Consider the following 19,920-nt stretch of genomic DNA (forward strand, 5'->3'; position numbering starts at 1 on the left):
GGGACCCCCGGTGTCAATAGTTTGTTCTAACATTCGGACCTGATCGTGAAATGATGTCTTAACAAAGTATTGACAGGCGGCCCGGCACGGGATTGGATCCCGTCCCAGCAGCGCACGGGCCGGGTCCGGGACACCTGAACAGTCGCGGACTCGGCCCCATGGCCCCAATCTGAGGAGAAACGGGCCCCCTGATCCTCGCGATCGCACTCCCCCCTTCCTCGTCGTTTTCCCCGTAGCACAGTGAGGTGCAGGAAAGATGGACAGCTCTTCTCCCTCCCGCTCGCGCAGAATCGCCCCGGTCGTGGCCATGGCCGCGGCGGTGGCCCTGACCCTCGCGGGCTGCTCCAGCAGCTCCGGCGGAAAGAAGTCCGAGGAGAGCGCGGACGGCGCTTCCGCGGGCAAGGCGAGCACTCCGCAGATGACCGTCGCCCTGGTGACCCACCAGTCGCCCGGCGACACCTTCTGGGACATCGTCCGCAAGGGCGCCCAGGCCGCCGCCGACAAGGACAACGTCAAACTGGTGTACTCCGCCGACCCGAGCGCCGGCGGACAGGCCAACCTGATCCAGAACGCGATCGACCAGAAGGTCGACGGCATCGCGGTCACCCTCGCCAAGCCCGACGCCCTCAAGGCCGTCATCGCCAAGGCGACGGCCGCGAAGATACCCGTGGTGGGCCTCAACTCCGGCGTCAGCGAGTGGAAGAAGCTCGGCCTGCTGGAGTTCTTCGGCCAGGACGAGACGGTCGCCGGCGAGGCCCTCGGCAACAAGCTGAACTCGCTGGGCTCCAAGAAGGTCGTCTGCGTCATCCAGGAGCAGGGCAACATCGGCCTGACCCAGCGCTGCGACGGCGTGAAGAAGACGTTCTCCGGATCCGTGGAGAACCTCTACGTCAACGGCACCGACATGCCGTCCGTGAAGTCGACGATCACCGCCAAGCTCAGCCAGGACAAGGGCGTCGACCACGTCGTCACGCTCGGCGCCCCCATCGCGCTGACCGCGGCGCAGTCCGTCGCCGACGCAGGCAGCAAGGCCAAGATCGCCACCTTCGACCTCAACAAGGACCTGACCGGGGCCATCAGCAAGGGCACCGTCGAGCTGGCGGTCGACCAGCAGCCCTACCTCCAGGGCTACCTGGCGATCGACTCGCTGTGGCTCTACAAGAACAACGGCAACTACATGGGCGGCGGGGAGCAGCCGGTGCTGACCGGGCCCGCCTTCGTGGACAAGTCCAACGTCGACGCGGTGGCCGCCTACGCCGCGAAGGGCACCCGGTGATGAGCATGACTCGCCACGCCGAGCCGGCGGTGGGAACACCGCCGGCCCCCGGCCCCAGAGAGAGCGACGGCCGGACCGCGCAACGCCCCCTGGCACTGCGCCTGCTGGCCCGCCCCGAGGTGGGCGTCTTCCTGGGCGCGGTCGCGGTGTACGTCTTCTTCCTGATCTCGGCGCCGCCGGTGCGCGAGGGCAGCGCGATGGCGAACATCCTCTACCAGTCGTCGACCATCGGGATCATGGCGCTGCCCGTCGCGCTGCTGATGATCGGCGGCGAGTTCGACCTGTCGGCCGGCGTCGCGGTGATCACCTCGGCGCTCACCGCGAGCATGCTCAGCTACCAGCTCACCATGAACGTCTGGGTGGGCGTGGTCGTCGCGCTCCTCGTCTCCCTGGGCGTCGGCTTCTTCAACGGCTGGATGGTCGTCCGGACCGGCCTGCCCAGCTTCCTGATCACGCTGGGCACGTTCCTGATCCTCCAGGGCGTGAACCTGGCCGTCACCAAGCTGGTCACCGACAACGTGGCCACCGACGACATCAGCGACATGGACGGCTTCGACCAGGCGAAGAAGGTCTTCGCCTCGTCGTTCGAGGTCGGCGGCGTCCAGGTGAAGATCACGATCGTGTACTGGCTGGTGTTCGCGGCCCTGGCCACCTGGGTGCTGCTGCGCACCCGGTACGGCAACTGGATCTTCGCGGTCGGCGGCAACAAGGAGTCGGCGCGGGCGGTCGGCGTGCCGGTGACCTTCACCAAGATCTCGCTGTTCATGCTGGTCGGCCTCGGCGCCTGGTTCGTCGGCATGCACCAGCTGTTCACCTTCAACACCGTGCAGTCCGGCGAGGGCGTCGGCCAGGAGCTGATCTACATCTCCGCGGCCGTGATCGGCGGCTGTCTGCTGACCGGCGGCGCCGGCTCGGCGATCGGCCCGGTCTTCGGCGCGTTCATGTTCGGCATGGTCCAGCAGGGCATCGTCTACGCGGGCTGGAACCCCGACTGGTTCAAGGCCTTCCTCGGCGTGATGCTCCTCGGCGCCGTCCTGATCAATCTGTGGGTCAGCCGCACGGCGACCCGGAGGTGACCCCCATGACATCCAGCAACCACCACGGCGCCCACGGGGCCGTCATCGCGGACGCCGCCGCCGAGGGCGCCGAGGGGGCGATCGTCGAACTGCGGAACGCGGGCAAGTCCTACGGCAACATCCGGGCTCTGCACGGCGTCAGCCTGACCGTCCACCCCGGCCGGGTGACCTGCGTCCTGGGCGACAACGGCGCCGGCAAGTCCACCCTCATCAAGATCGTCTCCGGGCTGCACCAGCACACCGAGGGCGAGTTCCTCGTCGACGGCGTCCCCGTGCGCTTCGGCTCCCCGCGCGAGGCCCTCGACCGCGGCATCGCCACCGTCTACCAGGACCTGGCCACCGTGCCCCTGATGCCGGTGTGGCGGAACTTCTTCCTCGGCTCGGAGATGACCAAGGGCTCCGGGCCGCTGCGCCGCCTCGACATCGCCGGCATGAAGAGGACCGCCGACGAGGAACTGCGCAACATGGGCATCGTCCTGGACGACCTGGAGCAGCCCATCGGCACGCTCTCCGGCGGCCAGCGCCAGTGCGTGGCGATCGCCCGCGCCGTCTACTTCGGCGCCCGCGTCCTCATCCTGGACGAGCCCACCGCGGCCCTCGGCGTCAAGCAGTCCGGCGTCGTGCTGAAGTACATCGCCGCCGCCCGCGACCGCGGCCTCGGCGTCATCTTCATCACCCACAACCCGCACCACGCCTACATGGTCGGCGACCACTTCAGCGTCCTGCGCCTGGGCACCATGGAGCTCACCGCCTCCCGCGACCAGGTCAGCCTCGAGGAACTCACCAACCACATGGCCGGCGGCACCGAACTCGCGGCCCTGAAGCACGAGTTGTCCCAGGTGCGCGGGGTGGACGTGGACCGTCTCCCGGAGGAGAAGGACCTCACCGCCCCGGTGGCGGCGGCCCCGGCCGAGGAGAAGTCCTGACACGGCCCTGAGGGCGCCCCGCCCCGAGTCCGGCGAACCATGAGCGCGGCACCCCGTGGGTGCCGCGCTCACGGCGTCCTTCTTTCGGCTTCCCGGCCTGCGGCGGAACCCACGGCGAGAGCGGGACGTTGGAACGGGTGCGGGGTGTCGGACGTCCGCGGGGTGCGGGGTGTCCGACGGTCCGGGCCGAGTCGGTCCGTGCACGGGGAGGGTGAGATGCGCAAGCAGGAGCCGGAGCAGGAGCAGGAGCGGGAAGTCGCCGCGGTGGAGGGCCGTGTCGCGGAGGACGGCGTGCCGCCGGAGGGCGCTGCCGTAGAAAGCGCTGCGGAGGAAGGCGCTGGGGTGGACGACGCCGTGGAGGCGGGCCGTCGGGCCCGGTTCGGCGCGTTGCCCGAGCGGGTGCGCCCGCAGGACCTGGTGGAGGAGCGTCCGGCGATGCCCAGAGACCCGGCGCGGGACGCCTACGACCCGGACGAGTTCGCGATCCGGTACGGCCTGTGAGCCGACGGGGGCGGCCGGGGAAGCACTTCTCCCCGGCCGCCCCCGTCGGGCGGGCCCGTCGTCTCAGGAGGACCGCACCTCGGCGATCGTCACCGGCCGGTGCTCGTGCAGGGACAGCGTGCACGCCTCCGCGATCCAGCCCGCCTCCAGGGCGTCCTCGATCGTGCAGGGCGAGGGCCGGGAGCCCGCCACGACCTCGGTGAACGCGGTCAGCTCGGCGCGGTAGGCGGCGGTGAAGCGGTCCATGAAGAAGTCGTGCGGGACACCGGCCGGGAAGGTGACGCCGGGCTCCACCGAGCGCAGCGGCAGCTTGTCCTCCAGACCGACCGCGATGGAGTCGGTGAAGCCGTGCAGCTCCATGCGGACGTCGTAACCCCTGGCGTTGTGGCGGGAGTTGGAGACCACCGCGATCGTGCCGTCGTCGAGGGTGAGGACCGCCCCGGTGGTGTCGGCGTCGCCCGCCTCCCGGATGTAGTCGGCGCCCCGGTTGCCGCCGACGGCGTACACCTCCGTCACCTCGCGGCCGGTCACCCAGCGGATGATGTCGAAGTCGTGCACGGAGCAGTCCCGGAAGATGCCGCCGGACGCGGCGACGTAGGCGGCCGGCGGCGGGGCCGGGTCCAGGGTCGTCGAGCGGACGGTGTGCAGCTTGCCCAGCTCGCCAGCCCGCACGGCGGCCCGCGCGGCGGCGAAGCCCGCGTCGAAGCGGCGGTTGTAGCCGATCTGGATCGGCACGGCGCTGCCCCGCACGGCGTCGAGCACCGCGACGCCCTCGGTCATCGTCCTGGCGACGGGCTTCTCGCAGAAGACGGGGACGCCCGACTCGACGGCGGAGCGGATCAGCCCCGGATGGGCGTCCGTCGCCGCCGCGATCACGACGCCGTCCACCCCGGCGGCCAGCACGGCCTCGGGGGAGTCCGCGACGTCGGCGCCGAACCGCTCGGCGGCGGTCTTGGCGGCCTCCGCGTACGGGTCGGCCACGACGAGCGACTCGACGGCGTCGAGTCCGAAGAGGGTCTCGGCGTGGAAGGCGCCGATGCGGCCGAGGCCGAGGATTCCGATGCGCATGGGACGTGCAGCTCCTTGAGGGTCTTACGGGAGGGGGACGGGCGGTAGGGAGGCGGGCCGGAGAAGGACCGGTCGGAGGGGGACGGGCGGTAGGGAGGCGAGCCGGGGAAGGGCGGGCCGGACGGGGACGGGCGGCAGGGAGACGGGCCGGAAGGGGGCGGGCGGGAGGGAGGAACGTGGGGGTGGGGGAGCGCAGGCGTGGGGCCGGTGGTGATGGCCCGGCCGGGCCGGGACCGTCCCGACCACGCGTCGGCGATGCCGGCCCGGCCGCACCGGGCCCGCGCGTCGGCTGCCGTGGCCGGCGCGGACGATGTCGTCGTGGGGAAGTCCCATGCCCGCCCCCTTCCCTCAGCTGGTGCGGCGCTGGGCGGCCGTCCGCAACGCGTCCCGCAGGGTGCGCGGGGTCCACTCCTCGTGCAGCGCCCGGCGCACGAGGTCGGCCTGCGAGGGCGGTGCGAGACCGTCGAGGGGAGGGTCGGCGTCGAGGTTGGTGGGGAAGGGGTAGCCCTCCGCGCTCGCGGCGACGACCCGCTCCAGCCAGTCCTCGTCCGCGCCCTGCGCCCGGCGTCGCAGCAGGACGGGGAAGACCGCACCCGCCACCGCCTCACGGTCCACCGTCTCCATCGCCCGCCCGAAGGCCGAGGACACCTGGAGCAGGTTGGCCGTGCGGCGCACGTCGGCGGTGCGGTTGCGGCCCGCCGCGTGCAGCACGGCCGGGTTGAAGAACACGGCGTCGCCCTTGGCCAGCGGGATCTGCACGCGGTGGGCGTCGAAGTAGGCCTGGAACTCCGGCAGCCGCCAGGCCAGATAGCCCGGCTCGTAGGTCTGCGAGTACGGCAGGTACAGGGTGGGGCCGGTCTCCACCGGCATGTCGCAGTGCGCGACCGCGCCCTGGAGCGTGAGCACCGGGGAGAGCCGGTGGACGTGCGCCGGATAGGCGGCGGCCGTCTCCTCGGAGAGGAACCCCAGGTGGTAGTCGCGGTGGGCGCGCTGGGCCGCACCGCCGGGGTTGACCACGTTGACCTGCGCCGTCACCTGATAGCCCGGGCCCAGCCAGGCCCGCGAGGCGAGCGCGAGGACGTCGTTGGCGTAGTAGTCCGCGAACGTCTCCGGGTCGTACAGGGCGGTCTTCTCCAGGGCGTTCCAGACGCGGTCGTTGGCGCCGGGCGCGGCGAAGTGGTCGCCGGCGGCCGCGCCCGAGGCGCGCTGCTCGGCGATCAGCGCCTCGAAGACGGCGGTGGCGCGGTCGACGACCGCCGGGTCGGGGAAGGCGTTGCGGAAGACGACGACGCCGGGACCGTCGGCGAAGGCGCGCACCAGCTCGGCGCGGACGGCCCGGTCCGCCCCGGCGTCCGCCGCGCGCAGGCGCTCGCTGTCGTAGACGAGGACGCCGTCCTCGACGGAGGCGGCGTGCGGGTAGTCCGCGAGGTCGGTGCCGCGCTCGACGAGGGCGCGCAGGTCGTCGATGTCGCAGTGCCGGCCGGCCGGCCAGGCACGGTCTCGGGTGGAGGTGAAGGACATCGTCGTCCCTTCGATGACAGCTCGGTGACAGCGGCGGCTCGGTGCTGTCATTCTTGTCAGTACAAACCCGTCGAACAACCAGCACGCGGCCGTCAAAAACCCCTCAAGCCGACCTTCCAGGAGCCTCCGTGGGCCACCCCTTCCCGCTGCGGGAGATCGCACGTCAGGCCGGTCTCAGCGAGGCCACGGTGGACCGGGTCCTCAACGGCAGGGGCGGGGTGCGGGACTCCACCGCGCAGGAGGTGCGCCGGGCCATCGCGGACCTCGACCGGCAGCGCACCCAGGTCAGACTGGTCGGCCGCACCTTCATGGTCGACATCGTGATGCAGGCGCCGGAACGTTTCACCACGGCCGTCCGGTCCGCGCTGGAGGCGGAGCTGCCGTCGCTGCACCCGGCCGTGCTGCGCTCCCGCTTCCACTTCCGCGAGACCGGGCCGGTGCGGGAGCTGGTGGAGATCCTGGACCGGACGGCCCGGCGCGGCTCGCAGGGCGTCATCCTCAAGGCGCCGGACGTCCCCGAGGTCACGGCCGCCGTGGGCCGGCTGGTGGCCGCCGGCATCCCGGTCGTGACCCTGGTCACGGACCTGCCCGCGAGCGCCCGCCTCGCCTACGTCGGCATCGACGACCGCGCCGCCGGCGCCACCGCCGCCTACCTCATGGGCCAGTGGCTCGGCGACCGCCCCGGGAACGTGCTCACCAGCCTGAGCAGCGGCTCCTTCCGCAACGAGGAGGAGCGCGAGATGGGGTTCCGCAGCCTGATGCGGGCCCGCCGTCCGCGGCGCTCGCTCGTCGAGATCGCCGGGGGACAGGGCCTGGACGCCACCCAGTACGACCTCGTGCGGGCCGCGCTGGAACGCGATCCGGCGATCCGCGCCGTGTACTCCATCGGCGGCGGGAACATCGCCACCCTGCGGGCCTTCGCCGACCTCGGGCGCGCGTGCGACGTGTTCGTGGCCCACGACCTCGACCAGGACAACACCGGGCTGCTGCGCGAGCACCGGCTGTCCGCCGTCCTCCACCACGACCTGCGGCACGACGTGCGCGAGGCCTGCCACACCGTGATGCGGGCGCACGGCGCGCTGCCCCCGGCCGGACCCCGGCTGCCGTCGGCGATCCAGGTGGTCACCCCGTACAACATGCCGCCGCGGGAGGCGGCCGGCTGACGCGGCCGCCCCCGCGGCGGGGGCTCTCGGTACGGCGTCCGGTCCCGGCGCCGGGTGGACGGGCAGGGCTCCTCAGTGGTGCAGCGCCGGGGACGCGGCCGCCGGGGCGGCGACCCGGGCCGAGCGGCGGACCGCCGCGACGCCCACGGCCAGCAGCCAGTAGCTGAGGAACGCCCCCACCATCGCCGTCGTGGCCCAGCCGTTCGCCGCGTAGAAGAACGCCGGGTCGTTGCCGAAGAACAGCGACGGCACGAACAGGAGGCTGACGCCCGCCAGGACGTAGGCGCAGCGGCCGGTCCAGCGGGGCAGCACACCGCTGCGGGTGACCGCGCGGCCGAACGCCGCCAGCCACAGGCCCATCATGAGGCGGGAGATCGTCCCGTACAGGATGTAGGTGCCGCTGACGTCGATCGTCGGGTCGATCGGGTGGTCCACGGCGATGACCGCGCCGGCCTCCAGCCCCATCGAGACCAGGGTGACGGTGGCGTAGACCAGGCCGGTGGAGAACACCATCGAGCCGAGCCACCCGTGTTCCGGGGCGACCCGGGCGACGAGTTCGCGGAACGCGGTGAAGAACACGACCAGGCCGGCCAGCGCGACGATCCCCAGCAGCAGCCGGGACAGGACGTTCGCGTCCGGCGGCGGGCCGGAGTAGACGAAGTAGAGCGGCACCTCCACGATCAGGGCGATCGCGGCGACGAGGGCCGCGAGGCCGGTCGTGCGGCGGGCGAGTGCTTCGGTCATGGGATTTCCCCGAGGTCTCGGTGTGGCGGTTCCGGCGCCGGCGTCCGTGTGCTCGCCGGCCCCTGAAGCGTGCCGTTCCGCGGGGTCCGCCGTCCCTGGGCCTGGGGACCGGATCCGGGGTGGTGCTAAGGACACCCGTCGGGGTGCACGTCCGCCCAGCCGCCGCTGTGCGCGGAGCGCGTCATCGCGTCCAGCACGCGCGCGCTGTGCACGGCGTCGGCGAGCGTCGCCCCGTGCGGGACGCCCTCGGCGACCGAGCGCAGGAACCGGTACGCCTCGACGACCTTGAGGTCGTCGTAGCCCATGGCGTTCGCGGCGCCCGGCTGGAACGCCCCGAACTCGCCGTCGCCCGGGCCGACGTACACCGTGCTGACGGGCTGGTCCTGGTAGGACGTGCCGCGGCTGACGCCCAGCTCGTTCATCCGCCGGAAGTCCCAGAACACCGCACCCTTCGTGCCGTGCACCTCGAAGCCGTAGTTGTTCTGCTCGCCGACGGAGACCCGGCACGCCTCCAGCACGCCCCGTGCGCCGGACGCGAAGCGCAGCAGGCAGCTGACGTAGTCCTCGTTCTCGACCGGGCCGAGCGCGCCGCCGGAGGCCCGGGCGTGGCCCGCCGTCGCGGCCGTGGGGCGGGCCCGCTCGGGCACGAACACCGCCGTGTCGGCCGTCAGCGCGGTGATCTCGCCGAGCAGGAAGCGGGCCAGGTCCGCGCCGTGCGAGGCCAGGTCGCCCAGCACCCCGCTGCCGCCCCGCTCGCGTTCGTACCGCCAGGTCAGAGCGCCGTCCGGATGGGCCGCGTAGTCGCTGAGGAGCCGGACGCGGACATGGGTGACCGCGCCCAGCTCGCCGGACGCGATCAGGTCGCGGGCCGCCTCGACGGCCGGGGCGTTGCGGTAGTTGAAGCCGACCGCGCCCCGCACGCCCGCCGCGGCGACCGCGTCGGCCACCGCGCGGGCGTCGTCGACCGTGAGGCCCACGGGCTTCTCGATCCAGATGTGCTTGCCGGCCCCGGCCATCGCGACGCCGATCTCACGGTGCAGGAAGTTCGGCGCGGTGACGCTGACCGCTCCCACGCGCGGGTCGGCGGCCACCTCCCGCCAGTTGCGGGTGGTGGCGGTGAAGCCGAACCGCTCGGCCGCCTCCTCGGCCCGGCCGGGCACCTCCTCGGCGACGACGACCAGCTCCGGACGCAGGGCCAGCTCCGGGTAGTGGTGCCGGACCCGGGCATAGGCCTGGGTGTGCACCCGGCCCATCCAGCCGAACCCGACGACGGCGACACCGAGCGCGTCCACCATGACGGCTCCTCTCAGCCCGGAGCGGCGTATTAGACCGGTCCACGTTCTGTCCTGCTCTGTCCATGTCCTGACCGCCCCACCCTGAAGCCGCTCCGAACAGGGTGTCAAGGGCCGTACCCCCGTTTGACAACCGGTCAACCGCATGGAACGGTCCAAGCCATGAGGCCACCGACCATCCGCGACGTCGCCGCACGCGCGGGCGTGTCCAAATCACTGGTCTCCCTCGTGCTGCGCGGCTCCGGGCAGGTGCGCGCGGAGAAGCGGGAGGCCGTGCTGCGCGCCGTACGGGAACTCGGCTACCGTCCCAACGCGGCGGCGCGCGCCCTCAGCGAGACGCGCGCCCCTGCCGAGGCCCTGGCCGTCGGCGAGACCCGTGCCCCCGCCGCAACCCGAGCCGTGGCCGAGAGGCGCGACCTCCCCTCCGCCCGTCCGCGTCCCGGCGCCCGGACGGGGACGCCCCTCGTCGGCGTCCTCCTGCACGACCTGCGCAACCCCTGGTACGTCGACCTCGTGGACGGCCTCAACTCCGTGCTGCACGCGAGCGGCCTGCACATGCTGCTCGCCGACGCCCGTCTGAACCGCCGCGTCGGCCAGGACCCGGCCGGCTCTTTCCTGGACCTGGGGGCGGACGGGCTGGTGGTCGTCGGCACCCTGCCCGACCCGGCGGCGCTGGACGCGGTCGCCGCCCGGATCCCGGTCGTCGTCGCGGGCGCCCGCGAACCCGTCCCGCCGGGCGTCGACGTCGTCGCCGGGGACGACGAACAGGGCGCGCGGCTGGCCACCGAGCACCTTCTCGCGCTCGGCCACCGCCGGATCGCCCACATCGCGGGCTACGGCGCGGTGGGCGAGCTGCGCCGGCGCAGTTTCGAGGCCGCCATGCGGGCCCACGGGGCGGGGACGGCCGTGGTCGAGCCCAGCGACATGACCGAGGAGGGCGGGCACCGCGCCGCCGTGCGGCTGCTGGCCCGCGCGGACCGGCCGACCGCCGTGTTCGCCGTCAACGACATCGCCTGCGTGGGCGCGCTGTCGGCCGCCGAGGACCTGGGCCTGAGCGTGCCCGGCGACCTCTCCGTCGTCGGCTACGACAACACGAGCACGTCGCGGCTGCGCCACCTGTGGCTGACCACCGTGGACAACGCCGGTCACGAGGTGGGACGGCGCGCGGCGCGCTGCCTCCTCGACCGGATCGAGGGGGGCGGGGGCGGCGCGGGGCGGGTCCGACTGGCCGCCCCGCAGCTGGAGATCCGCGGGACGACGGCTCCGGCGGCCGCGCCGCTCACCGGTTGATCGCGTAGGCCTTGCGCAGCGTCTCGTGGACCGTCCACGTCGTGCGGTCGCCCTCGCGCAGCACGGCCATGTCACCGGGGCCCACCGTCAGCACGGGCCCGCCCTCGACCTCGATCGTCGCCGACCCGCTGATCACGACGAACAGCTCGTCCGCCTCGGTGTCGGTGACCACGCCGGGCGTGATCTGCCAGATCCCCCGGAGCTGCCGCCCGTCCGCGGACTCCCACACCACCTTCCCGCTGACCTCGGGAGCGCCGGAGACGATCTGCCCCGGGTCGAGCGGCTCGGGTTCGAGGTCGGCGTCGGGGACGTGCAGAGCGAAGCTGTGAGTCATGCGGCGACCCTAACGACCCGACCCGCCGCCGCGGAGTGGACACCGTGTGTGGTCCGGACGCTCCGAGGACGGCAGTCCGTCGCCCACAGGCGCCGAGGTGCAGAGGTGCCCGGCGGGCGGCCCCGCGCCCCCACCCGTCACCCCGACCGGCATCCGCGGCTCACCGGCGCCCGGCCGCTCGCCGTCGCCCGGCCGCTCGCCGGGATCCGGCCGCTCGCCGTCGCCTGGCCGCTTGCCGGGATCTGGCCGCTCGCCGGCATCTGGCCGCTTGCCGTCGCCTGGCCGCTCGCCGGGATCTGGCCGCTTGCTGTCGCCTGGCCGCTCGCCGGGATCTGGCCGCTTGCTGTCGCCTGGCCGCTCGCCGGGATCTGGCCGCTTGCTGTCGCCTGGCCGCTGCCGTCGCCTGGCCGCTCGCCGGGATCTGGCCGCTCACCGCCGCCCGGCCCGTCACCGTCGCCCGGCCCGTCACCGGGCCCGGCCCGTCACCGGGCCCGGCCCGTCACCGTCGCCCGGCCCGTCACCGGGCCCGGCCCCTCGCCGGCACCCGGCCCTCACCGGCACCCGGCCCTCGCCGGCCCGGCCCTCACCGGCCCCCGGCCCTCACTCGCGTCGGGCCACGAGGCGGTACGCGTTCGACAGTCCCAGCCGTCGGGACAGCGGCCGTACCGCGAACCGGTCGAGCAGGGTGCCCGCCACCAGCGCCGGGACGCCCGCGAGCAGCAGCGCCGCGCGCAGCGTGCGCCGTGCCGCGTTCGGCGGGGCGGGCAGCCAGGGCGCGTCGTCGCGCGGGGCCGCGTGGTCCAGCGCCAGCCAGACGGCGGCCAGCAGGTCCACCGGGTCGTGCGGCTCGGCGTGCTGCTCGGCCACCACCGTGAAGCCCAGTTCCCGCAGCCGTGCGCGCAGGTTGGCCACCGGCACGAAGTGCAGATGCTGCGGTTGCAGCCAGGGCAGCCACCAGCGGCCCAGCAGGCGCGCGTAACGGCTCTCGGGGTCGGGCACCTCGATGAGCAGGTGTCCGCCGGGCCGTACCGCCGTGTGCGCGGCGCGCAGCTCGCGGTCGGGGTCGGTGCTGTGCTCGAGGTAGTGGAACATGCTCACCACGTCGTAGCGGCCCGCGAGTTCGGGCGCGAGGCCGGGGAAGTCGCCCCGGTAGCCGCGCTCCACGCGGCCCTCCCGCTCGGCGAGTTCGACGCCGTCGGTGAAGTCGAGCCCGTCGAAGGCGGTGCCGGGCAGCACCTCGCGCGCGGCCGCGCAGAAGTGGCCGTGCCCGGTGCCGACGTCCAGCCATGTCTTCGGCGCGGGATCGTGCGGCAGCATCGACTCCGCCCGCCCCCGGTACATCGCCGTGCGGCCCCCGAAGGTGTCGCCGAGCTTCTTCTCGCCGAGCCCGTCGTAGAAGTCCCGGTAGTAGAACTCCAGGCCCTGTTCGTTCAGCCGGGGGTTCTGGAAGGTGTGCCCGCAGTCCCCGCAGCGGTCGAGGACGAACCGGCCCGGCTTGTGCTGGAGCAGGTCGGTGGTGCGCAGCCGGGTGGCCAGCTGCGGTGAGCCGCACCAGGGGCAGTCGGTGCGGCGGGGCTCGAAGAAGCGGTCCGCTCCGGCGGCGAGGTCCGCCTGGTAGCCGGGCCGCAGTGCGGCGATCCGCGCGGTGCGCTCGCTCTTGTCGCTCATCGGGACTCCCTGGCCAGTTCGTCGAGTCGGGCCGCGGCGGCCGGGGCGCCGCCCGCGGCGCGGAACGCCGTGCCGATCCTGCCGGCCGCGGCGCGGTGCGCGGGGTCGTCGAGGACAGCGTCGAGGGCCGCGCCGAGCTGCCGGGGCGCGACCCGGCCGAACCGCACCCGCACCCCGGCCCCCGCGGCCACGACCTGCCCGGCCACGACCGGCTGGTCGTCCCGGATGGGGGCCACCACCAGCGGTGTCGCATGCCACAGGGCCTCGCACACGCTGTTGTGCCCGCCGTGGCACACCATCGCGTCGACTCCCCGCTCCAGCAGGGCGAGCTGGGGCACGGACGGGACGATCAGCACGTCCTTGTCGCCCTGTGCCCCGCCGTGTGCCCCGCCGGGCGAGGCCAGGGTGCCGCCGGGATCGGCGATCACCGTCTGCACGCGGTCGGCCCGCTCCCGCGACGCGGTGCGGCACACGTCGAGGAACCGGCCGCCGACGTCGGCGTTCGCGGTGCCCAGAGTGACCAGGACGGTGCCGCGGCCGGGGTCGAGCCACTCCCAGGGAAAGCCCGCCGCGGCCGGCCGGGACGTGATCGACGGCCCCACCCAGCAGACCCCGTCATGCGAGCCGCCCGCCAGCTCCGGGGTGCTGAAGGCGAGGACGAGGTGCGGGGAGAAACGCGGGTCGGTGCTCGCGGCCGGATCGCCGACCGACTCGCGCAGCGCGGCCAGCCGCTCCCGCAGCCATGCGGCGACCTTGGGCAGTCCGGCGAGCGGGTCGGTGAACTCCGCCGATGTGGTCGCCGAGGTCGCCCACGGCACGCCCAGCCGCTCCGCGACCAGCGCGCCGGCGAAGGCCTGCTGGTCGGCGACGACGACGTCCGGCCGGAACGCCTCCACCGCGGCCCGGACCCCCGGGGCCATCGCCTCGGCCAGCGGCAGCAGATACCACTCCCACAGGAACTTCAGCGCCTCCGGCCCGCGCAGTTCGGCCGGCCGCTCGCCCCGCGGCGCTCCGGAGCAGGCCATGACCTCTCCGGCCGCCGGGCCCGCCAGCCGGGCGACCAGCGCCGGGTCGGGGCAGGCCCAGGCCACCCGGTGGCCGCGTGCGGCGAGTTCGGCGGCGACGCCGACGGCCGGGTTGACGTGCCCCGTCAACGGCGGCACCACGAACAGGAAGCGGCTCATCCGGCCGCCTCCGCCGCCACCCGTCCGGACGGGCGCCCGGCCTCCTCGACGAGCCCGAGGACGTGCCCGCCGACCGTCCCGGACGCCTCCACCAGCACCGAGTGCTCGTGGCCCGGGATCACCACGGTCCGGCAGTCGGGCAGCGCCGCCTCCAGCTCGGACGCCAGGGCGGCGAGGTCGGAGTCGCCGCCGTACACCCCGAGCACCGGGCAGCGCACCGCCGCGATCTGCCCCCGCGTCAGCACCCGGCTCGCGGGGATGTCCCGGCCGAGGCTGGTGTCGCGGGCCAGCCGGGCCGCGCCCTTGGCCAGCCGGGCGGTGTTGTGCCCGCGGTGCGCGGAGATCCAGCGGATCGCGTCGGGCTCGTTGTGGGCGAGCTGGGTGACGACCCGGTCCAGGATGCCGCCGAGCTTCACGGCCCAGGCCGCGGTGGCCGGTTCCGACTCGATCAGGCTGACGCTCGCCGCCCGCTCCGGCCGCCGGGCCGCGAAACCGAACGCGATCGTGCCGCCGTAGGAGTTGCCGACCAGATGCACGCGGCCGGTCACCGCCAGCCGGTCCAGCAGGGCCTCCAGGTCGTCGATGTTGTCGTCCAGCGTGTACCCCCGCGCCGGGCGCTCGCTGCGCCCGTGCCCGCGCAGGTCGTACATGACGACGTCGAGCCCGGCGGCGGCGAACGCGGGCGCGACGGTGAAGTAGTAGCTCGCCAGGCTGTCGGTGAGCAGACCGTGCACCAGCACCACGGTGGCGGTGGCCGGCCGGCCCGCCCGGGGGCCGATCCGCTGGACGTGCAACCGGACGGCGCCGGTGTCGACCATCGCCATGGCTCAGCTCGCCTCCGTCGCCTTCAGGCTGGTCACGACGTACTCGACCAGCCGTCCGACGGTCAGCTCGATGATCTCGTCGAACTCCATGTCCGCCAGGAACTCGGCGAAGTTGACGCGCTCGCCGTAGCGTTCCTGGAGCAGGCCGGCAAGGGTGACCAGGTCGATGCTCTCCAGCTCCAGGTCGCGGTTGAAGGTCGTCGCCATGCCGATCTCGACGTCGTCGAGGCCGTACTCGTCCTCCAGGAGGCGCGCCAGCATGGCGGTGAGGTCGGCGAGGACGGACGCCTCGTCGGGGGTGACGGGGGTGCGGGGGGCGGGGGTTGTCATCGGGCGTCGTACTCCTCAGCGGTCGGTTGTCCCGTCGTCCATGCCACGGCGTAGGCGCGCTCCGGCAGCCGGGGCGGGTTGGCGGCCGGAGCGCAGTGCACCGTGCAGGCGCGTGCGAGGCGGCCCGCGACGGTCAGCCGGTCGCCGGCCGGTGTCGCGTCGAGCACGGCGAAGTCCCGTGGCCGGCCGCCGAATCCGGAGCCCTCGGACTTGGCGACGGCCTCCTTCGCCGCCCAGAACCGGGTGAACCACAGGGCCTCGCCGTCGCCCGTCTGTTCCGACAGGCGGCGCAGCAGCCGCAGTTCGCCGTCGCCGAGGGCGGCAGCCATGGCCTGCGGGGCGCGCTCGACGACCTCCTCGACGTCGATCCCCGGTCCGGGGCCGGGCCGGTGCGGCCGCACGATCGCCACGGCCGCCTCCGCGCAGTGCGCCAGCGAGACGTCCAGCGCGGGCAGGGCCCGGCCGTGCACCCCGGTGACGTACGGGCGGCCCGCGTCGTCGTTGTGCACCCGCAGCTCCGCCGGGAAGACCGGGCCCTCGCCCTGGTCCCACAGCCACCGGCGCACCGCGTCCTTGGCGGCGATCCGGCCCAGCAGCCACTGCCGGCGACCGCGCGGCGCGTGCCGGGCGTATTCGGCGCGCTCCGCGCCGCCCAGGGAGTTGCGCATGATCAGCTCGCGGGACGCCAGGTCCGGCCACCGCTCGTGCAGCAGCATCCAGCCGCCCGGCCGGGCCTCGGACAGGGTGTGGCGCTCCGGGAACCGCTCGACGGGCCGGGTCTGCGGGTCGTTGTCGAAGCGGCGGTCCTGCCAGCCGTACAGCTCCGCCCACACCGTCCCCCCGGCCGTCAGCTGGACGTCCGCCTCCAGGAGCGTGTCGGTGAGCGAGGCGATCCGCACCAGGCAGCCCACCTCCGTGCCCGGCGCCGGATGCGGCCCGTAGAAGCGCATCTCCCGCATCCCCACCGGGAACACCACGGTCCGCTCGGCCCGGGTCGCCATGATCCAGTAGCCGAGGATCTGTCCGACGTTGTCCAGCAGGGCGCCCGGAGCGGCAGGGGTGCGCAGACGTCCGCGGACATGGCGTTCGCCGATCGCGGTCAGCTCGGCGACCCCCTGGAACGCCGGTCCGTGGAACATCCAGCGCTCGGCGTACAGCTGGGCGGCGGTGTGGTCCGGGGTGCGCTCGTCGCGCGGGTCGACCGGCCAGGGCGCGGGCGGCGGCGCGGGATGGGCGGCGGCGAGTTCCACCGTGGCGCGGGCGCGCGGACCGAAGGAGACGGCGAGGCGGCCCGGCTCCTCGGGCGTCACGGTGACCGGCACGTCGACGGCCGGGGTGGCGGTGAGCCACTCCTCGAAGCGCGCGCCGTGCACGGCGGCTGCCACCGCGCCGGGGGCCGTCTCCAGGGCCGCGTCCACGATGTGCTGCACGATCGTCGTCGCCGGGACGACCGGCCAGCGGTCGGCCGTCTCGGGCCAGCCGGGCCGCTGGGGGAAGAAGCAGTGGTCCAGCAGGTACGGCATCGTGTCGGGGGAGACGCGGACGGTCGTGCGCCGCGGCCCCCGCGACGGCGAGGCGGCGGGCGCCGACGTCCCCGGCGTCCCCGGCGTCCCCGACGTCCGCGCGGGGCCCGACGTCCCCGGCGTCCCCGGCGTCCCCGACGTCCGCGCGGGGCCCGACGTCCCCGGCGTCCCCGACGTCCGCGCGGGGCCCGACGTCCCCGACGTCCCCGGCGTCCCCGGCGTCCCCGGCGTCCCCGGCGTCCCCGCCGTCCCCGCCGTCCGCGCCGGGCCCGTCGGACCCGTCGTCCGCGCGGACATGAGGGCGGCGGCCGTGTCCGCGGTCTCGCGCAGCAGGGCGCTCAGTTCGGCGGCCATCGGGGAGCCGTTCGCGAGCGCGTCCAGCGGCGACGGGCCGCCCGGGCCCGGCGCGGGGGCGGACGCACCCGGATCCCGGTAGGACTCGCCGCGCGGTCCTACGCGCAGTTCGGCCCGCAGTTCGGCGAGCCGTCCGGGGGCCAGGGAGACCAGCGCGCCGCCCAGGTCCAGCCGCACCGGCGGGCGCCGGCCCCCGGCCGCCGTCCCGGCGCGGCGCAGGGACGGCGACACCGCCGCGCCCGCCGTCCACAGCGCGGTGGCCACCCGGCGCAACTGCGCGAGTCCGCCGCGGTGGGGCGAGTTCGCGGCGACCACCAGATGGTCGCGAGCGCCCAGCGTGTCCCCCACGAGGGAACCGAGCTGACCCGGCCCGACCTGCACGAACACCCGGTGTCCCGCGGTGTGCAGGGCCTCGGTCAGCTGCCGGAACCGCACCGGTTCCAGCAGGTGGCGCACGAACAGGGCCCGCACGCCCGCCTCGTCGGCGGGGAACGGCGCGGCGGTCGTGCCCGACCAGAGCGGGGTGTGCGGCGGATGCAGCCGGAACCGGCGGGCGGCCTCCTCGATGGGCGCCAGATGGGGGCGCAGCATCGGGGTGTGGAAGCCCGACCGGAACGGCAGCACCTGGCTGAGGACGCCCTGGGCGCGCCGCGCCCGCACGAACGCCTCCACCGCGGCCTGCGGACCGCACACCATCGACTGGCCGGGCGCGTTGTCGTGGGACAGGACCAGGCCCGCCCGGTCCCCGTCCTCGTCGCGCAGGGCGGCCAGGACGCTCTCGGCCGACGCCCCGATCGCCCCGAAGGCCAGGCCGGGCACCGTCACCGAGTCCGGGTCGAAGGCGCTCATGAACGCGTCGACCTCGTCCCCCGAGTACAGCCCGGCCGCGGTCATCGCCGTCCACTCGCCGACGCTGTGCCCGGCGACCGCGCCCGGCACGATCCCGGCGCGGCGCAGCGCCGCGTCGAGGAGGCGGCCGACGGCGACGACGCCGAAGCCGTGCCGGCCCACGTCGTCCGCCCGGCCCGCGTCGAGCGTGAGCGCGGGCAGGCCGAAGTGGGCGGCCACGTCGTCGATCTGCGGGGTGAAGTCGCCCTCCAGGCCGGGGAAGAGGAACGCCGGCCCGTCGTGCCCGGCGCCCAGCAGGGGGCCGGGCCGGAACCAGACGTCGCTGCGGCCGTGCCAGGGCCGCTCGCGGGTCACCGCGCGACGGGCCAGGGCGAGCCGCTTGGCGGTCGGGTCGACGACGCCGAGCCGGGCGGGCCCCGCCTGCGGGTGCGGCCGGTCCGCGTCGAGTCCGGCGGCCCGTACGGCGGAGTCGTCGGCGTCGAGGAGGGTGGCCAGACGGGCCGGTGAGTCGGCGGCCAGCAGCAGCACCCGCTCGGGTTCGGCGACCCGAAGGGCCGGGCGGGCCTGCACGTCCGTACGTCTCGCGCGGGCGCCCGGCGCCTCCTCCAGCACGACGTGCGCGTTGATCCCGCCGAACCCGAACGCGTTGACGGCGGCACGGCGCACGGGCCGGCGCCCGGTGGTCTCCCAGTCGGCCGCCTTCTCCAGGGTGCGGAACCGGGTGCGGGCCAGGGCGGGGTGCGGGTCGTCGCAGTGCAGGGTGGGCAGCAGCGTGCGGTGGTGGACGGCGAGCGCGGCCTTGACCAGCCCGGCGACCCCGGCGGCCGGCATCGCGTGCCCGATCATCGACTTCACCGACCCCAGCACGGCGTCCGCGTCACCGGGACCGAACACGTCGGCCAGCGTGGTGAGTTCGGCGCCGTCACCGGCCGGGGTCGCGGTGCCGTGCGCCTCCAGCAGGCCGATCGAGCCGGGTGCGGCGGGGTCGAGTCCGGCCGCCCGCCAGGCCTGCCGCACCGCCCGCGCCTGGCCGCCCGGATCGGGGTTCACGAGTCCGGCCGCCCGGCCGTCGCCGGCCACGCCGGTGCCCCGGATCACGGCGTAGATCCGGTCGCCGGCCCGCTCGGCGTCGGCCAGCCTCTTGAGGACGACCACCCCCGTCCCCTCGCCGATCAGGATGCCGTCGGCGTCCCGGTGGAAGGGGCGGATGCGCTGGCTGGGCGAGAGGGCGCGCAGCTGGGAGAAGACGCTCCACAGCGTGATGTCGTGGCAGTGGTGGACGCCCCCGGCGAGCATCATGTCGCAGCGCCCGGAGGCGAGTTCGCCCACCGCCTGGTCCACGGCGATCAGCGACGAGGCGCAGGCGGCGTCCACCGTGTAGGCGGGGCCGCGCAGGTCGAGCCGGTTGGCGACCCGGGAGGCGGCGAGGTTGGGCACCAGGCCGATCGCCGACTCGGGACTGTCCGGGCCGAGCCGCTCGGTGAACGCGGCACGCACCCGGTCGAGTTGGTCACCCGTCAGGTCGGGCAGCAACTCGCCCAGGGTGCGCACCAGTTGCCCGGCGGTGCGCACCCGCTGGTCGAGCCGGACCAGACCGGGCGTGAGATAGCCGCCCCGGCCCAGGATCACGCCGACCCGCCCCCGGTCGGGCAGACGGTCCGCGCCGCCCGCGTCGTCGAGGGCGGCCGAGGCCACGTGCAGCGCGATCAGCTGGTCGGGCTCGGTACCGGCCACCGAGTTCGGCATGATCCCGAACCGGGTGACCTCCACCTGCGCGAGCCCGTCCACGAATCCGCCCCGGCGGGCGTAGACCCGGTCCGCGACGGCCGGGGCGGAGGCGGTGCCCGGCCGGTAGAACCCGGCGTCCCAGCGCCCCTCCGGCGCCTCGCCGATCGCGTCCACGCCGTCGCGCAGGTTGCGCCAGTAGGCGTCCAGGCCGGGGGCGCCCGGCAGCAGCACCGACATCCCGACGATGGCGACCGGAACCTGACGCGCCG

General features: G+C 74.6%; 16 protein-coding genes. 6 read left to right on the plus strand and 10 right to left on the minus strand.

Going from position 1 to position 19,920, the window contains the following annotated elements; genetic code table 11:
* Positions 1-256: 256 nt before the first annotated feature.
* From OG802_RS30140 to OG802_RS30155, 4 genes are all read left to right on the plus strand, one after another.
* On the plus strand, positions 257-1,276 hold the full coding sequence (locus OG802_RS30140; protein ID WP_329415547.1) for a substrate-binding domain-containing protein: 1,020 nt from the start codon (positions 257-259) through the stop codon (positions 1,274-1,276).
* Positions 1,276-2,352: an ABC transporter permease gene (locus OG802_RS30145; protein WP_329415550.1), complete on the plus strand. Its 1,077-nt coding sequence runs from the start codon at positions 1,276-1,278 to the stop codon at positions 2,350-2,352. The genes OG802_RS30140 and OG802_RS30145 overlap by 1 nt, the downstream gene beginning before the upstream one ends.
* A 5-nt stretch (positions 2,353-2,357) precedes the next feature.
* Positions 2,358-3,278 carry an ATP-binding cassette domain-containing protein gene (locus OG802_RS30150; RefSeq protein WP_329415553.1) on the plus strand — a complete coding sequence of 307 codons (921 nt, stop codon included), beginning with the start codon at positions 2,358-2,360 and terminating at the stop codon, positions 3,276-3,278.
* A 216-nt stretch (positions 3,279-3,494) separates the two neighbouring features.
* Positions 3,495-3,779 (plus strand): hypothetical protein, encoded by a 285-nt coding sequence (locus OG802_RS30155; protein WP_329417667.1) that lies wholly within the window; start codon positions 3,495-3,497, stop codon positions 3,777-3,779.
* Between the two features lie 63 nt (positions 3,780-3,842).
* Here OG802_RS30155 and OG802_RS30160 read toward each other — a convergent pair whose 3' ends face one another.
* Complete coding sequence (locus tag OG802_RS30160) at positions 3,843-4,847, minus strand: Gfo/Idh/MocA family protein (protein ID WP_329415554.1); 1,005 nt, start codon at positions 4,845-4,847, stop codon at positions 3,843-3,845.
* 348 nt (positions 4,848-5,195) lie between these two features.
* Positions 5,196-6,368, minus strand: coding sequence for a phytanoyl-CoA dioxygenase family protein (locus OG802_RS30165; RefSeq protein ID WP_329415556.1), 1,173 nt, complete (start codon positions 6,366-6,368; stop codon positions 5,196-5,198).
* A 128-nt stretch (positions 6,369-6,496) separates the two neighbouring features.
* On the opposite strand from OG802_RS30165, the gene OG802_RS30170 reads away from it, so the two are divergent.
* On the plus strand, positions 6,497-7,531 hold the full coding sequence (locus tag OG802_RS30170) for a LacI family DNA-binding transcriptional regulator (RefSeq protein ID WP_329415560.1): 1,035 nt from the start codon (positions 6,497-6,499) through the stop codon (positions 7,529-7,531).
* Between the two features lie 72 nt (positions 7,532-7,603).
* On the opposite strand, the gene OG802_RS30175 is transcribed toward OG802_RS30170, so the two are convergent.
* Together OG802_RS30175 and OG802_RS30180 are read right to left on the minus strand one after the other, a co-directional pair.
* The gene (locus OG802_RS30175; protein WP_329415562.1) at positions 7,604-8,275 is read right to left on the minus strand and encodes a hypothetical protein; all 672 of its coding nucleotides are present in this window, start codon (positions 8,273-8,275) and stop codon (positions 7,604-7,606) included.
* Between the two features lie 125 nt (positions 8,276-8,400).
* Positions 8,401-9,570, minus strand: a complete 1,170-nt coding sequence (locus tag OG802_RS30180) for a Gfo/Idh/MocA family protein (protein WP_329415564.1) — start codon at positions 9,568-9,570, stop codon at positions 8,401-8,403.
* A gap of 159 nt (positions 9,571-9,729) precedes the next feature.
* Between OG802_RS30180 and OG802_RS30185 the strand changes: the two genes are divergently transcribed.
* Positions 9,730-10,857, plus strand: a complete 1,128-nt coding sequence (locus tag OG802_RS30185) for a LacI family DNA-binding transcriptional regulator (protein WP_329415566.1) — start codon at positions 9,730-9,732, stop codon at positions 10,855-10,857.
* Here the strand turns inward: OG802_RS30185 and OG802_RS30190 are convergent.
* The 6 genes from OG802_RS30190 to OG802_RS30215 all read right to left on the minus strand — a co-directional run bounded on the left by OG802_RS30190 (position 10,847) and on the right by OG802_RS30215 (position 19,888).
* Positions 10,847-11,191: a cupin domain-containing protein gene (locus OG802_RS30190; RefSeq protein WP_329415569.1), complete on the minus strand. Its 345-nt coding sequence runs from the start codon at positions 11,189-11,191 to the stop codon at positions 10,847-10,849. The genes OG802_RS30185 and OG802_RS30190 overlap by 11 nt on opposite strands.
* Before the next feature lie 600 nt (positions 11,192-11,791).
* On the minus strand, positions 11,792-12,859 hold the full coding sequence (locus tag OG802_RS30195; protein WP_329415570.1) for a class I SAM-dependent methyltransferase: 1,068 nt from the start codon (positions 12,857-12,859) through the stop codon (positions 11,792-11,794).
* Positions 12,856-14,043, minus strand: a complete 1,188-nt coding sequence (locus OG802_RS30200; protein ID WP_329415571.1) for a glycosyltransferase — start codon at positions 14,041-14,043, stop codon at positions 12,856-12,858. The genes OG802_RS30195 and OG802_RS30200 overlap by 4 nt, the downstream gene beginning before the upstream one ends.
* Positions 14,040-14,867, minus strand: a complete 828-nt coding sequence (locus OG802_RS30205) for an alpha/beta fold hydrolase (protein WP_329415572.1) — start codon at positions 14,865-14,867, stop codon at positions 14,040-14,042. The genes OG802_RS30200 and OG802_RS30205 overlap by 4 nt, the downstream gene beginning before the upstream one ends.
* 3 nt (positions 14,868-14,870) lie before the next feature.
* Positions 14,871-15,197: an acyl carrier protein gene (locus OG802_RS30210; protein WP_329415574.1), complete on the minus strand. Its 327-nt coding sequence runs from the start codon at positions 15,195-15,197 to the stop codon at positions 14,871-14,873.
* Positions 15,194-19,888 (minus strand): beta-ketoacyl synthase N-terminal-like domain-containing protein, encoded by a 4,695-nt coding sequence (locus OG802_RS30215; RefSeq protein ID WP_443055467.1) that lies wholly within the window; start codon positions 19,886-19,888, stop codon positions 15,194-15,196. The genes OG802_RS30210 and OG802_RS30215 overlap by 4 nt, the downstream gene beginning before the upstream one ends.
* Positions 19,889-19,920: the final 32 nt, after the last annotated feature.

Origin of the sequence: Streptomyces sp. NBC_00704 (genome assembly GCF_036226605.1) — a bacterium.
Lineage (GTDB): Bacteria > Actinomycetota > Actinomycetes > Streptomycetales > Streptomycetaceae > Streptomyces.

What these genes read in the sequence shown, in the direction of transcription:
- OG802_RS30140 (WP_329415547.1), top strand. Translation starts at nt 257, where the DNA reads ATGGACAGCTCTTCTCCCTCCCGCTCGCGCAGAATCGCCCCGGTCGTG.
- OG802_RS30145 (WP_329415550.1), top strand. Translation starts at nt 1,276, where the DNA reads ATGAGCATGACTCGCCACGCCGAGCCGGCGGTGGGAACACCGCCGGCC.
- OG802_RS30150 (WP_329415553.1), top strand. Translation starts at nt 2,358, where the DNA reads ATGACATCCAGCAACCACCACGGCGCCCACGGGGCCGTCATCGCGGAC.
- OG802_RS30155 (WP_329417667.1), top strand. Translation starts at nt 3,495, where the DNA reads ATGCGCAAGCAGGAGCCGGAGCAGGAGCAGGAGCGGGAAGTCGCCGCG.
- OG802_RS30160 (WP_329415554.1), bottom strand. Translation starts at nt 4,847, where the DNA reads ATGCGCATCGGAATCCTCGGCCTCGGCCGCATCGGCGCCTTCCACGCC.
- OG802_RS30165 (WP_329415556.1), bottom strand. Translation starts at nt 6,368, where the DNA reads ATGTCCTTCACCTCCACCCGAGACCGTGCCTGGCCGGCCGGCCGGCAC.
- OG802_RS30175 (WP_329415562.1), bottom strand. Translation starts at nt 8,275, where the DNA reads ATGACCGAAGCACTCGCCCGCCGCACGACCGGCCTCGCGGCCCTCGTC.
- OG802_RS30180 (WP_329415564.1), bottom strand. Translation starts at nt 9,570, where the DNA reads ATGGTGGACGCGCTCGGTGTCGCCGTCGTCGGGTTCGGCTGGATGGGC.
- OG802_RS30185 (WP_329415566.1), top strand. Translation starts at nt 9,730, where the DNA reads ATGAGGCCACCGACCATCCGCGACGTCGCCGCACGCGCGGGCGTGTCC.
- OG802_RS30190 (WP_329415569.1), bottom strand. Translation starts at nt 11,191, where the DNA reads ATGACTCACAGCTTCGCTCTGCACGTCCCCGACGCCGACCTCGAACCC.
- OG802_RS30195 (WP_329415570.1), bottom strand. Translation starts at nt 12,859, where the DNA reads ATGAGCGACAAGAGCGAGCGCACCGCGCGGATCGCCGCACTGCGGCCC.
- OG802_RS30200 (WP_329415571.1), bottom strand. Translation starts at nt 14,043, where the DNA reads ATGAGCCGCTTCCTGTTCGTGGTGCCGCCGTTGACGGGGCACGTCAAC.
- OG802_RS30205 (WP_329415572.1), bottom strand. Translation starts at nt 14,867, where the DNA reads ATGGCGATGGTCGACACCGGCGCCGTCCGGTTGCACGTCCAGCGGATC.
- OG802_RS30210 (WP_329415574.1), bottom strand. Translation starts at nt 15,197, where the DNA reads ATGACAACCCCCGCCCCCCGCACCCCCGTCACCCCCGACGAGGCGTCC.
- OG802_RS30215 (WP_443055467.1), bottom strand. Translation starts at nt 19,888, where the DNA reads ATGTCGGTGCTGCTGCCGGGCGCCCCCGGCCTGGACGCCTACTGGCGC.